Origin of the sequence: Camelimonas fluminis, assembly GCF_014656355.1 — a bacterium.
In the GTDB taxonomy this organism is placed as follows: Bacteria; Pseudomonadota; Alphaproteobacteria; order Rhizobiales; family Beijerinckiaceae; genus Camelimonas; species Camelimonas fluminis.
In genome coordinates, this window is record NZ_BNCG01000008.1 from 145,265 (window position 1) to 158,125 (window position 12,861).

A 12,861-nucleotide genomic window follows, 5' to 3' on the forward strand; every position below is an offset into this window, starting at 1 on the left:
GTCGGGCTGCCCGGCGCCTGGACATTTCGGCGGCTATCCATGTTTCCTGGCGCGCAGACGATGGACAAATCCGAAGTATGATGATCATCTCGAAATGTCATACTTCCGGGGGCAGGGCATGTTGCGTTATTTTTCGGCCGTCACCGGCCTTGCCATGGCCGGCGCACTGGCGCCCCATCTGGCGCTGGCCGAAGCTCAGGGCGAGAACGCCGCGGGCGTTATCGCGCTGGACACCATTTCGGTGACAGGCCAGGGCCAACCCGGCCCAGGGCTCAATCTCAACACGCCGACCCAGGCCGGCAGCCGTCTCAATTTGACGCCGATGGAAACGCCGGCCAGCATCGACATCATCAGCGGCCAGACCATCCAGGATCGCGGCCAGACCAATGTCGAACAGGCGATCACCCAGAACGCCACCGGTGTCACCTTCATTGGCGAGCCCGGCAACGGCGGAACCGCCCTGTCCATGCGCGGCTTCACCGGGGCGACGTCCATCACCCGTCTCTATGACGGCGTGCGGATGTATGCGGGCGGCGGCGCCATCACCTTCCCCTTCGACACCTGGACGGTTGATCGCATCGACGTGTTGCGTGGTCCCGCCTCGGTGCTGTACGGCGAAGGCGCCATTGGCGGCGCCATCAACGTGATTCCCAAAAAGCCGCAGTTTGACAAACGCCGCACCGAGATCATGACCTCGGCCGGCTCGTTCGGCATGTTTGGGCTCGGCGTCAGCAGCAACGGCCCCATCAATGACCGCGTCGCCTACAATATCGGGCTGGTCACCCGTGGCAGTCGCGGTTGGGTGGAGGGCGACGACACGCGTTCGCTCGCCTTTTCCGGGGCCATCGCCTGGAAAGTCAATGAGGACCTGCAACTGACGCTGTCGGAAGACTATGGCTACAACGAGCCGACGGCCTATTACGCAACGCCGCTGGTCAACGGCGAGCTGCTCTCCAGCCTTCGCAAGCGCAATTACAACGTTGCCGACAATGATCTGCGCTTCAAGGATAATCTCACCCAGTTGCATGCGCGCTGGACGCCGACAGACAATGTCGAGGTGAACAGCCGCACATACTACGTCTCCAGCTACAAGAACTGGCGCAACGTCGAGAATTACGCCTGGCGGCCGGAAACGCGCGACATCATCCGCAACGATTACATCGCAATCCGGCATGAGTTCGAACAGGTTGGCAACCGCACCGACGCAAAAATCCGTAGCAATGTCTTCGGCATGGCCAACGAAACCGTGGTCGGCTTCGACGTCAATCATGTCGATTTCAAAAAATACGACAACTCGCCTTATCCTGGCTCCTCGATTGTTCCACTCTTCGGCGGCGCGCCTGGTTTCTTTGGCCCCTATACGATCAAGCAGACCATTGACGCGACGCTCGACCAGTATTCGCTGTTTGTTGACAACCGGCTGAAACTGAATGAGCAGATCGCCATTATCGGCGGCGTTCGTTATGACAGTCCGCATCTGCGCCGGGACAATCCTTTCACGGGCGACTCGCTGACCAAAACCCTGGATTCCGTCAACTGGCGCATCGGCGTGGTCTGGACGCCCGTGAAGGACCTGGCTGTCTACGCCCAATATTCGAAGGCGAGCGACCCGGTCGCCAGCCTGATTTCCTTCACCGACGCCGTGAAAAATTTCAAACTGCCGCAAGGTCAGCAGATCGAGGGCGGGCTCAAGGCGACGTTCCTTGGCGGGCGGGGCGAGGCAACGTTTTCAGCCTACCACATCGTCAAGAAAGACATGCTGTCGCGCGATCCGCTCGACTACAACATCGTTCGGCAGGTGGGACAGCAGTCGTCGGAGGGCGTCGAGGCTTCGATTGGCTTCGATCTGGGGCATGGCCTGCGCATCGACGCCAACGGCGTGATGCTGCGCGCCCGCTATGATGATTTCGTCCAGGCGGACGGCGACTACACCGGCAATACGCCAGCCAACGTGCCCCGCCGCGCCGCCAACATCTGGGCGAGCTGGACATTCATGGATAACTGGACCGTATTCGGCGGCCTGCAATACGTCGGCAAGACCTGGGCCAACGACGCCAACACCATGACGCGGCCAGCCTACACGGTGGTCAACGCCGGTCTGCGCTGGAAGCCGCACGAAATGATGCAACTCGATTTCAACGTCTCCAACCTGTTCGATACGGTTTACGCCACCTCTGGCGCGGCGCATCACGAACTGGCCTCGTCCATGTGGCGGCTGGGCCCGCCGCGCACAGCGTCGCTGACCCTGCGCATGACGTTCTGACAGGGCGTTTTTCAGGGAAGCGGCCACTTTGCGTCGCGGAAGTTCAAGCATTTTCGGGAAAAGTGGTGCCCACATTTCGTGAAGAAAAAGCGTCAAATCAAAGAGATTGAGCTTTTTGGGTGAACTGGTTTTCACCGAAAATGCTTCCGCAAAGCAAAGGCAGTGCGAAGCCCGGTTTCGTTCCGACGGAATTGGGCATGGAGCCGGCGGATGCCGGTCGTTGCCGGATCAGCCAGCCCGGGCGCGCCGGAATGGCATGGCTGGCAAAATCGCGTCCTGAAGCGCGCGCCCTTCTGGGGAGGTCAGCGCGAAGGCCCCGCCCACCCGGGTTTCCTCGACAAGACGACCGTCGCACATCACCAGCACGCGATCGCAGAAGCGCTCCGCCAGGCGCAGGTCGTGCGTGATGAACAGATAGCTTACGTCCCGGTCACGTTTCAGACGGGCAAACAGGTCCAGCATCTGGATTTGCAGGTGCAGATCGAGGTTCGAAACGGCTTCATCCAGAATCAGCAATTGCGGCTGCGCCGCCAGCGCCCGGGCGATGCAGACCCGCTGCAACTGGCCGCCGCTGAGCTGTTGCGGCAGCCGGCCCATGGCGTCGGCCGGCAGGTCCACCGCGCGCAATAACGCCTGTATCTGCCCTGTCGCCGCGACGCCGGTCAGGCCGCGCAGATGGCGCAGGGGCTCGGCGATGATCTGCCCGACGGTTTCCCGCGGGTTCACCGCGCTCACCGGGTCCTGGAACACCAGTTGCACCGCGCAGCGGAAGGCGCGCCAGTCGGCCCTGCCGAATGTCGACAGCGACCGCCCGGCGAAACGCACCTCGCCCGCATCCGGCCGCTCCAGTCCGGCCAGCAGGCGCGCCAGGGTGCTCTTGCCGCAGCCGCTGCGGCCGAGCAGCGCCACGCATTCGCCCGGCGCGATATCCAGTGAAACCTGGTCGAGCGCGGTCGCGCCGCCGCGCCCCGCGGGGCCGTTGCGATAGATGCGTGATGCGCCGCGCGCGGCAAGCAGGCTCATGCCGCGCTCCTGCCGGGGTAGAGGGAAAGATGGGCGTCGAGGAGGTTGCGCGTCACCGGGTGCGTCGGACGGTTGAAAATGTCCATGACCCGAGCGGTTTCGATAATGCGTCCGGCGTCCATCACCGCCACCCGGTCGGCCAGCGCCGCCACGACGCCCATGTCGTGCGTCACCAGCAGCACGCCCAGGCCTTGCCGCCGGGTCAGACGCAGCAGCAGGTTGAGGATGTCGCGCTGGACGATCAGATCGAGATCGGTGGTCGGCTCGTCGGCGAACAGGAACGGCGCGCCGCTGGCCAGCGCCAGCGCGATCATCATGCGTTGCAACATGCCGCCGCTCATTTCAAACGGATGCAGGTCGAGGATGCGGTCGACGTCTTCCAGCCCGGCGTCCGCCATGGCGGCGCGGACGCGCTGTTCGCGGCTGGCCGCCGGGGCGCCGCGCGCCGCCGGGCCTTCCATGGCGTGCTGGCGCATGGTCCGCACCGGATTGAAGGCGCTGCGCGGGTTTTGCAGGATGGTGGCGACCAGCCGGCCCCGGATATCCGCCGGCGCCTGTTCGACGCCGTCAATGGCGATGCTGCCGGTCGTGCGCCGCACGCCTGGCGGCGCGGCGTCGAGGCTGGCTGCGCAGGTCAGGGACTTGCCGCAGCCGCTGGCGCCGACCAGGGCGAGGGTTTCGCCGGCGCGCACGTCAAGCGACACGTCGTCGACCAGCGTCACGGCGACGCCGTGGCGCGTGGTTTCCACGCCCAGATTGCGGATGACGAGGCGGCGGGGGCTTTGGGAGGAGGTCAATGTCCGTGCTCCGCGCGCAGGGAGGGATCGAGGCGATCACGCAGGGCGTCGCCCAGGGTGTTCAGCGCCATGACGCTGATGAACAGCGCCAGACCCGGCCAGAACATCAGCAGCGGTTCGGTCCAGACATATTCGCGCGCGTCGGCGATCATCACGCCCCATTCGGCGGTTGGCGCGGTGACGCCTAGCCCCAGGAACGACAGGCCCGAAACGTGCAGCATGATGTGGCCGATATCGAGCGTCGCCAGCACCAGCAGTTGCGCCATGGTCGCTGGCAACAGGTGACGGACGAAGGTTTGCGCAGGGCTGGCGCCGGCGAGCCGTGAGGCGGCGATGAAATCCCGCCGTCGCAGCGACAGCACGATGCCGCGCACCATGCGCGCATACCAGGCCCAGTGGGTCACGGCGATGGCAATGATGACGTTGGTCAGCCCGACGCCCAGCGCGCCCACCATGAACAGCGCCATGACAATCGTCGGAAAGGTCAGGAACACGTCCGCGACCCGCATGATGGCCTGATCGACCCGCCCGCCGAGGAAGCCGGCCGTCCCGCCGATGATGATCCCGGCCGTCAGGATCAGCGCCATGGCGACAGCCACGGAACCGAGCGACACGGCCGCGCCGGCCATGAGACGGGAGAGGATATCCCGTCCCAGGTGATCGGTGCCGAGCCAGTAAACCGCATCAGCCGGCTGCAGCCGGATGGCGAGATCGACGGCGTTGGGGTCGTGCGGGGTGACCCACGGGCTCAGGATTGCGATGAGCGCCAGGGCGCAGGTGACGACGGCGGCCATCCGCGCCGGCCAGCGGGCCTCCCGCCAGAAGCTGGCGCGTCCGTGCGCATGTGGCGGCGGCAGGCCGTCGCCGGCGAGATCGCCTGTCAGCTCACCGTCCAGACTGCTCATGACGCGCCCTCCGCCGCCAGCCGCACGCGCGGATCCGCCCATGCGTAGATGATGTCGACGATGAGGTTGCAGATGACGAAGATGGCGACCATCAGCAGGGTGAAACACTGGATCACCGGGTAGTCGCGGTTGAAAATCGCCGAAACCGCATAACGCCCAACGCCTGGCCAGCCGAAAATACTTTCGATCACCAGGGCGCCGCCGATCAGTTCGCCCACGTACATGCCCGTGGCGGTGATCACCGGCAGCAGGGCGTTGCGCAACACGTGCGACCGCTCGACCGTTCGCGGCGACAGTCCCCGCAGCCGCGCCCAGGCGACATGTCGCTGGCCGGCGGCCTCCAGCATGCTGGCGCGGAGCAGCCGGGCGTTGATCGACAGGGTCATGAAAGAAATGGCGGCGGCGGGCATGATCAGCGAGCTCCAGCCGTCGCGTCCCATGGCGGGCAGCCAGCCAAGGTGAACCGAGAACAGCAGCGCCAGCAGAAACCCCAGCCAGAAATTGGGCATCGACACGCCGACGGCGGCGATCAGCCGGACGATCTGGTCTGGCAGCCCATCACGATAACGCGCCGCCCAGACGCCGAGCGGAACCGATACGGCGAGGGTGATGACCAGCGCCGCGCCCGCCAGTTGCAGCGTGGCGGGCAGGTAATGCAGCAGGTCCGGCAGCACCGGGCGGCTGGTCACGTAGGACTGGCCGAAATCGAGCCGCAGCGCCTTCCACAGCCAGTCGGCGTATTGGGCGATCAGCGGCAGGTCGAGGCCAAGGGCGCGCCGCGCCTCATCCAGCGCTTGCGGCGTCGGCGGCACGCGCGACAGGCGCAGATAGTCCAGCGCCGGATCGGATGGGCCAAGCCGCAGCATCAGGAAAATAACGACGGACGCCGCCAGCAACATCACTGGCAGCAACAGCAGACGCCGCAGAATAAAACGCGCCATGGTCCAGTCTGTTCTGCGCCGGCTTTCCACGCCCTGGTTTCTTCTGGCCAGGGCGCTCATGGTCTGCCCTCCGGGGCCTTGCCCATCCGGTCGAACGGAATTTCGGCGGCCATGGCGCCGAACGGAACCGGCCCAAGACCCGGGCGGGCGACGGCGATGGCCGTGAGGTGAGTCAGCGGCAGATACACCGCCGATTCATGCAGGCGGGTGAGAATGTCGCGGTACAGCTCACGACGCGCCGCCTCGTCGCTGGCTCCAAGCGCCTCGCCGATCAGCCGGTCGATGTCAGCCTTGTCGGGCAGGCCGCGCTGCGCCTGGTAGTCGGCGTGAGCCGGCGCGCGCATGGAGCTGACGAAGGCGTGGGGATCATAGGGAGGCCCCCATGTGCGGCTGAAGATCATGCCGAAACGGCCGTCATGCTGCCGGGCGTTAATGCTGCTTTCTTCCTCACCCACCAGTTTGACCCGCACGCCGATTTTCGCCAGATCCGACTGAATGACCTCGGCCATGGTTTTCGACTGGGCGTCCGTGCCGGTGAAGGCCAGGTCGATTTCCAGCGGAACGCCCGCACGCATGCGCACGCGGGCGTTTTTCGCCAGGGTCCACCCTGCGTCATCGAGCAGTTTCGCCGCCAGCGCCGGATCGTATGCGTAAGGCTTCAGGCCGATGTCGGCGTATGGCGTGTCTGGCGAAAACAGCGAGTCGGCGCGCGTCTGGGTTCCGTGCAGCACCCGCGCCACCAGCGCATCCTTGTTGACCGCGTGGTTGATGGCCTTGCGCACGGCGATGTCGTTGCTGGGCGCGGCGTTGCTGTTCAGGGCGATCACCAGGGTTTCCATGGGCTTCGAGATGCTGGCGTCAAAGCCTTTCATCTGGCGCAGACGCGCGAAGGCGTCAGGGGAAATGGCGCCCTCCGAACCGTAGATCAGGTCGATCGCCCCCGTCTGGAAGGCCATGGCGCGGCTGTTGGCGTCTGGCGTGACCTTCACGTCCACTTCCCCGAAGGCTGGCCGCGCCCCCCAATACGTCTCGTTGCGGCGGAACAGGTCGTGCTCGCCCGGGGCGCTTTGCGCCAGCACCCAGGGGCCGGTGCCAACCGGCGCGGCGACGCCATTCCTGGTGCCGCCGTCCCGGAACTGTGACGGGGCGATGAAGCGGAACGGTCGGGGTAAGGCCAGTTCCTGCAATGTCGGATAATAGGGCTCGCGCAGCGTCAGCCGGACAGTGAGCGGCCCTGTCGCTTCCACTGAGGCAATGCGGTTCGCCAGCTCCAGCCAGCCATGGCTCGCGCGGTTGGCGAGCACGGCGCGGAAATTGGCGACGACGGCGTCGGCGTTGAATGGCTCGCCATTGGAGAAGGCGACGCCGGGGCGCAACTGAAACGTATAGACCTTGCCGCCATCCGAGACGTTCCAGGACTTTGCCAGCCATGGGGCGATGGTTCCGTTGGCCTGGTAACGCACCAGCGGTTCATACACCATGGCCTGGGCGAACATCTGGTTCGGCGCATAAAGATGCGGATTGAGTGGGCCGACGTTCGTCGGCCACGAAAAGTTGAGACGGTCGTGGGTGGAGGCGCCCGAAGACGCGGCGGGAAGGCTGACGCCCAAGGTGAGGCTGATTGCGACCAAGGCGGTCACGGCGAGGCGCTCTATCATGCAGGATCCCGAGTTGCGCCCGTCCTGGCGCCGACGCCAGGACTTTCCGCCCGGCAGTATGCACTTTTCAGCGAAACATCATATGGGCGGCGCGTCCATATCTGCATTCCGAAAAAGTACAGAACAGGGTATTGATAGGCGCCGTCAGATCCGGGCGATGGAAGCCGCCGGAAGGCGCGTCAGTTCCAGGCGACCGGCCTGCGGCCGGAGCGGATGTGGCCTGGCGTTGCGGTTCTTGCGGCGCGCTGGCGCGCCGCCGACGCCAGTTGTGGGCCTTAAAGGCCCGCGCTGATCCGGATTGCGGCCATGCTCCCGCTTTGGAGCCCCAGGCATCTGGCGTGGATCCGGGCCAGTTTCGGGCGTCGGACGGGCGCGGCGCTCAGGTCACTGATCTGCAAGGAGACGGGGCTGGCATGCAACGGATCACCATCACCATCGACGACGACCTTCTCGCCGAACTCGACGACATGATGCGCCGGCGCGGCTATCCCAACCGCTCTGAAGCCCTGCGGGATCTGGCGCGCGCAGGCATGAAGGAGGTCGCGCTTGACGAGGGCGAACTGGGCGCGTGTTTTGGCGTCCTGAGCTACGTCTACGATCACGAGGCCCGCGATCTGGCGAAACGTCTGACGAGCTCGCACCACCACCACCACGATATTTCCGTCGCGTCCCTGCACGTTCATATCGATGCGGGTCGCTGTCTCGAAGTCAGTATTCTCAAGGGCTCCTCCGCCGACATTCGCCATTTCGCCGATGGCATTACCGCGCAGAAGTCCGTTGAGCACGGGGAATTGAAGCTTATTCCCCGCAATGATGGCGACGCGTGACGGTTTCATGTGGCAATCGCCAGCGCCCGACGGCGACCATGAAGGGTCGCCGCCGGCCTGGGCGGCGCGAAGCCACCAAAAATGGTCGCGTGCGCCCGGTGTTTTGTCAGCTACATCTGTTAGAGCTTGACCATAAAGAGTTCTGACGGGTTTCGGACGGCGTGGGACCCGTATCCCCGTTTCCGGCATAAGGAGGCAGCCCATGCACTTTACCCCCCGGGAAATCGACAAGCTGATGATCTACACGCTCGCGCAGGTCGCGCAGAAGCGGAAGGACAAGGGGCTGAAGCTCAACCATCCGGAGACGGTGTCGCTGATCGCTGCGGCTGCCCTTGAGGGCGCGCGCGAGGGCAAGACCGTTGAGCAGGTGATGGAGCTGGCGAGCAAGACCATCACCCGCGCCGACGTCATGGACGGCGTGGTCGAGATGATCCCTTACGTGCAGGTCGAGGCGGTGTTCACGGACGGCAGCCGTCTCGTCACCGTTCATGATCCGATCAAGTGACGGGAGACCCTGATGAGCAAGGATGCAAACACCACGCCCGTCGGCGGCCTTGTGCTCGCGTCGGACGATATTGAGATCAACGCCGGCTATCCGACCACGACCCTGAAGGTGCGCAATACGGGCGACCGCCCGATTCAGGTCGGCTCCCACTTCCACTTTTTTGAAGTGAACGCCTCGCTCGAATTCGATCGCCAACAGGCGTTTGGCAAGCGGCTCAACATTCCCGCCACCACGGCGCTGCGCTTCGAGCCGGGCGACGAGAAGGAAGTCACTCTGGTGCCCTATCAGGGCAAGCAGCGGGTGGTCGGCTTCAATGGCCTCGTCAACGGCTGGGTCGGCGACGAGAGCTACAACGATTACCGGCCGCGTCTGGCCGACGCCATGGAGCGCGTGGCGCGCTACGGCTTCCGCAACAAATCCTGAGAGGCCTGCCGCGACGCCGGACATTCCGGCGGGCGGCGGCGGCTTTGCGTAACAGCAGCAGATAACAGGCGTTTCCATGGGGGTGCCCCACAGGGAAACGCGCCAGGACTGGAGCTCCGGGATGGCGAAGATCTCAAGACGGCAGTACGCCGACCTTTACGGCCCGACGACGGGCGACAAAATTCGTCTGGGCGACACCAATCTTTTTGTCGAGATCGAAAAAGATCTGCGGGTTTATGGCGAAGAAGCCGTCTATGGCGGCGGCAAGACCCTGCGCGACGGCATGGGTTATGACAACGAACTGACCAGCGCCGCCGGCGCGCCGGATCTTGTCATCACCAACGTCACCATCATTGACGGCGTTCAGGGCGTCATCAAGGCGGACGTTGGCGTCAAGGACGGCCTGATCTGCGGCATCGGCAAGGCCGGCAACCCGGCCATCATGCCGGGCGTGACGCCGGGGCTGGCGCTGGGCGCCGGCACGGACGCCATCTCCGGCGAGCACCTGATTCTGACTGCCGGCGGCATCGACGCGCACGTTCACTTCATTTCGCCGCAGCAGGCCGAGGCGGCGCTGAGCAATGGCGTAACCACATTGTTCGGCGGCGGCATCGGTCCGACCGACGGCACCAACGGCACCACCATCACCCCCGGCACGTGGAACATCGAGATGATGCTCCGCTCGTTCGACGCCTGGCCGGTCAACGCCGGCGTGCTGGGCAAGGGCAATTGCTCGTCGCCAGCGCCGATGGTCGAACAACTGCATGCCGGTGCGATGGGCTTCAAGATCCATGAGGACTGGGGCAGCACCCCGGCGGCCATCCGCGCCTGTCTTGGCGTCGCCGACGAGTACGACGTTCAGGTCTGCATCCACACGGACACGCTGAACGAAGCCGGCTTCGTTGAGAACACCATCGCCGCCTTTGAAGGGCGCACCATTCATACCTACCACACGGAAGGCGCCGGCGGCGGCCACGCGCCGGATATCATCCGCGTGGCTGGCGTCTCCAACGTCATCCCCAGCTCGACCAATCCGACGCTGCCTTACGGAATCAACTCCCAGGCCGAATTGTTCGACATGACGATGATCTGTCACAATCTCAGCCCGAAGATCCCGACCGACGTGGCCTTCGCGGAAAGCCGCGTGCGCGTCGAGACGATCGCCGCCGAGAACGTGCTGCACGACATGGGGGCGATCTCGATTCTCTCCAGCGACAGCCAGGCCATGGGTCGCGTCGGCGAGAACTGGGCCCGCACCATCCAGACCGCGCATCTGATGAAGGCGCGGCGCGGCGCCTATGCGGGCGACGCCTCTGGCAATGATAACGAGCGCGTGCTGCGCTTCGTCTCCAAGGTGACCATCAACCCCGCCATCGCCCAGGGCGTCAGCCATGTGATCGGCTCGGTCGAAGTTGGCAAGATGGCCGATCTGGTGCTGTGGAGCCCGGCGTTCTTCGGGGCCAAGCCAAAGATGGTCATCAAGGGCGGCATGATTTCCTGGGCGCTGATGGGAGACCCCAACGCCTCGCTGCCGACGCCCCAGCCGGTGATCTACCGGCCGATGTTCGGCGCCATGGGTTCCGCCCTCGCCAAAACCCGTGTGACCTTCACCTCGCACGCCGGCTTCGAGGATGGCATTGCCGAGCGCTACGCGCTGCAGTCGCAGGTCATCCCGGTCTACGGCACGCGCACCATCAGCAAGGCTTCCATGGTGCGCAACGCCACGTTGCCCTCCATCGAGGTCAACCCTGAAACCTTCGCGGTGACGGTTGATGGCGAACATGCGACGATTGAGCCGGCAACGGAACTGCCGCTGACCCAGCTTCACTTCTTTAGCTGACGACAGGGCGTTCCTCGCAATACGGACGCTGTCTTGCGTCCGGGGAACGCGAATGAAAAATGGGCAAACGCCGGCTTGATCTGGCCGGGTTTGCACAAACGGCGCGGGCGCATCGTCGCCCGCTCCGGATGACGACTGCAGGGAGCGCCGGAGGGATCATGATCCTCGTTGAGAAAAAGCTCGGCAACATCAATGATCCGGTCTGGAGCGGGCGGGCCCGGACAGCGCGGGTCGATCCCCTCGTTCTGGAGCAGTGGGAAGCGCCGAAGAACCGCTTGCGCAAGGCCAGCGAGGGTGGCGTCGAGCTGGCGATTTCGCTGCCGCGCTCCGAGCATCTGCATGACGGCGACGTGCTGTACGCCGACGACGCGCAGAACGTCATTGTGGTTGCTCGCGTGGCCCTGAAGGAAGTTCTGGTTATCGAACTTGAGGGGCTGGAAAGTCTGTCGCCAGCGGAAATCCTCCGGGCCAGTTTCGAACTGGGCCATGGCCTCGGCAACCAGCACTGGCCGGCGGTGATCAAGGGCAGCACGGTTTACGTGCCGCTGTCGGTCGACCAGAAGGTCATGGCCTCGGTGATGCGCACGCACGCCTTCGCTCATGTGACGACGCGCTTCGCGCCGGGCGAGGAAATCGCCGCGAAGCTGGATGCGCGCGAAGTGCGGCTGCTGTTCGCTGGCGCCGACGCCACGCCGCACCATCATCATCAGGGTGGTCATGAGCACGACCATGGAACCGCCCACGCCCATGCCCACAGCCATGAGCACAGCCATGAACATGCGCACGCCGATGGCCAGCGGCATGCGCACGGCCACAGCCACACCCATGCGCATGATCACGAACATGGCCGCCGCCATGATCATGCCGACCACCACCATGGCGAGCCGGGGCATGCCCATTCCCACGGCCATGATCACGATCATGCCCATCAGAAGGGGACGTGATGTCGGAGGCGACGTCTGACAGGTTGTCCGCGCCGCGCGACATGACGCATCTGGCGCGACTGCTCCAGTTCTCGGATTCCACCCTGCCGGTCGGCGCGTTCGCGTTCTCGAACGGACTGGAATCCGCGTTGCAAACTGGCGTCGTGACCGACCCCGCCAGTCTGCGCGAGTTCGTCGAGCTGGCCGTGCGCCAGGCGGCGCGCATGGACGGCGTGGCTTTGCTGCACGCCAGCCGGGCCATGCGGACGGGCGACTACGAGGCGATCCGCGCCGCCGACGCCGCCCTGTGGAGCCGGCGCGTCGGTGAGGAACAGCAGATGATGCTGGCTCGCATGGGCAAGAAGCTGGCCGAGCTTGCATTGAAAATCAGCGAGTTTCCGGTGCTGGAGCGCTGGCTGGGCGACATCAGGGCCGGCGTGACGCCTGGCTGCTTTCCCATCGGCCAGGCCATCGCGCTGGCCCACATGGGGGCGGATGAGGCGGAAACCTTCGTCATGCACCAGTATGGCGTGGCCTCGATGATCCTGAGCGCCGCGGTGCGGCTGATGCGGATCGATCATCTCGACACCCAACGCATCCTGTTCGTGACGCAGCAGCGCGCGCAGGAGGACTATGACGCCGTGCGCCATCTGGCGCTGGATGAAATGTCGGTGTTCGCGCCGGTGTTCGACGTGCTGGTGGCGCATCACACGACAACGCACGTCCGGCTGTTCATGAACTGAGGGCTGGCGTCGC

11 protein-coding genes and 1 pseudogene are annotated in these 12,861 nt (G+C 64.9%); 7 read left to right on the plus strand and 5 right to left on the minus strand.

Annotated elements, in window-relative coordinates:
• The first annotated feature begins 118 nt into the window (after nt 1–118).
• On the plus strand, nt 119–2,263 hold the full coding sequence (locus tag IE243_RS11185) for a TonB-dependent receptor (RefSeq protein WP_210319845.1): 2,145 nt from the start codon (nt 119–121) through the stop codon (nt 2,261–2,263).
• Nucleotides 2,264–2,491: 228 nt separating this feature from the next.
• Here the strand turns inward: IE243_RS11185 and nikE are convergent, their stop codons facing one another.
• From nikE to nikA, 5 genes are all read right to left on the minus strand, one after another.
• A complete protein-coding gene (gene nikE / locus IE243_RS11190; RefSeq protein WP_191319474.1) occupies nt 2,492–3,286 on the minus strand; it encodes a nickel import ATP-binding protein NikE in 795 nt (264 codons plus the stop codon).
• A complete protein-coding gene (locus IE243_RS11195) occupies nt 3,283–4,083 on the minus strand; it encodes an ATP-binding cassette domain-containing protein (RefSeq protein ID WP_373301657.1) in 801 nt (266 codons plus the stop codon). The genes nikE and IE243_RS11195 overlap by 4 nt, the downstream gene beginning before the upstream one ends.
• Nucleotides 4,080–4,877, minus strand: coding sequence for a nickel ABC transporter permease subunit NikC (gene nikC, locus IE243_RS11200; protein ID WP_244643078.1), 798 nt, complete (start codon nt 4,875–4,877; stop codon nt 4,080–4,082). The genes IE243_RS11195 and nikC overlap by 4 nt, the downstream gene beginning before the upstream one ends.
• A gap of 107 nt (nt 4,878–4,984) precedes the next feature.
• Nucleotides 4,985–5,929, minus strand: a complete 945-nt coding sequence (gene nikB / locus IE243_RS11205; RefSeq protein WP_191319476.1) for a nickel ABC transporter permease subunit NikB — start codon at nt 5,927–5,929, stop codon at nt 4,985–4,987.
• 56 nt (nt 5,930–5,985) lie between these two features.
• A complete protein-coding gene (nikA, locus tag IE243_RS11210) occupies nt 5,986–7,587 on the minus strand; it encodes a nickel ABC transporter substrate-binding protein (RefSeq protein ID WP_191319477.1) in 1,602 nt (533 codons plus the stop codon).
• A 413-nt stretch (nt 7,588–8,000) separates the two neighbouring features.
• On the opposite strand from nikA, the gene nikR reads away from it, so the two are divergent.
• The 6 genes and pseudogenes from nikR to IE243_RS11240 all read left to right on the plus strand — a co-directional run bounded on the left by nikR (nt 8,001) and on the right by IE243_RS11240 (nt 12,848).
• Nucleotides 8,001–8,414 carry a nickel-responsive transcriptional regulator NikR gene (nikR, locus tag IE243_RS11215; protein WP_191319478.1) on the plus strand — a complete coding sequence of 138 codons (414 nt, stop codon included), beginning with the start codon at nt 8,001–8,003 and terminating at the stop codon, nt 8,412–8,414.
• Nucleotides 8,415–8,616: 202 nt separating this feature from the next.
• Nucleotides 8,617–8,919, plus strand: a complete 303-nt coding sequence (locus tag IE243_RS11220; RefSeq protein ID WP_191319479.1) for an urease subunit gamma — start codon at nt 8,617–8,619, stop codon at nt 8,917–8,919.
• A 12-nt stretch (nt 8,920–8,931) separates the two neighbouring features.
• Entirely contained in the window at nt 8,932–9,342 is a 411-nt protein-coding gene (locus IE243_RS11225; RefSeq protein WP_191319480.1) for an urease subunit beta, read from the plus strand.
• A 121-nt stretch (nt 9,343–9,463) separates the two neighbouring features.
• Complete coding sequence (locus IE243_RS11230; protein WP_191319481.1) at nt 9,464–11,182, plus strand: urease subunit alpha; 1,719 nt, start codon at nt 9,464–9,466, stop codon at nt 11,180–11,182.
• A gap of 158 nt (nt 11,183–11,340) precedes the next feature.
• A pseudogene (locus IE243_RS11235) lies at nt 11,341–11,949 on the plus strand (urease accessory protein UreE); the annotation flags it as partial.
• Between the two features lie 176 nt (nt 11,950–12,125).
• Nucleotides 12,126–12,848: an urease accessory protein UreF gene (locus tag IE243_RS11240; RefSeq protein ID WP_244643074.1), complete on the plus strand. Its 723-nt coding sequence runs from the start codon at nt 12,126–12,128 to the stop codon at nt 12,846–12,848.
• The last annotated feature ends 13 nt before the right edge of the window (nt 12,849–12,861 follow it).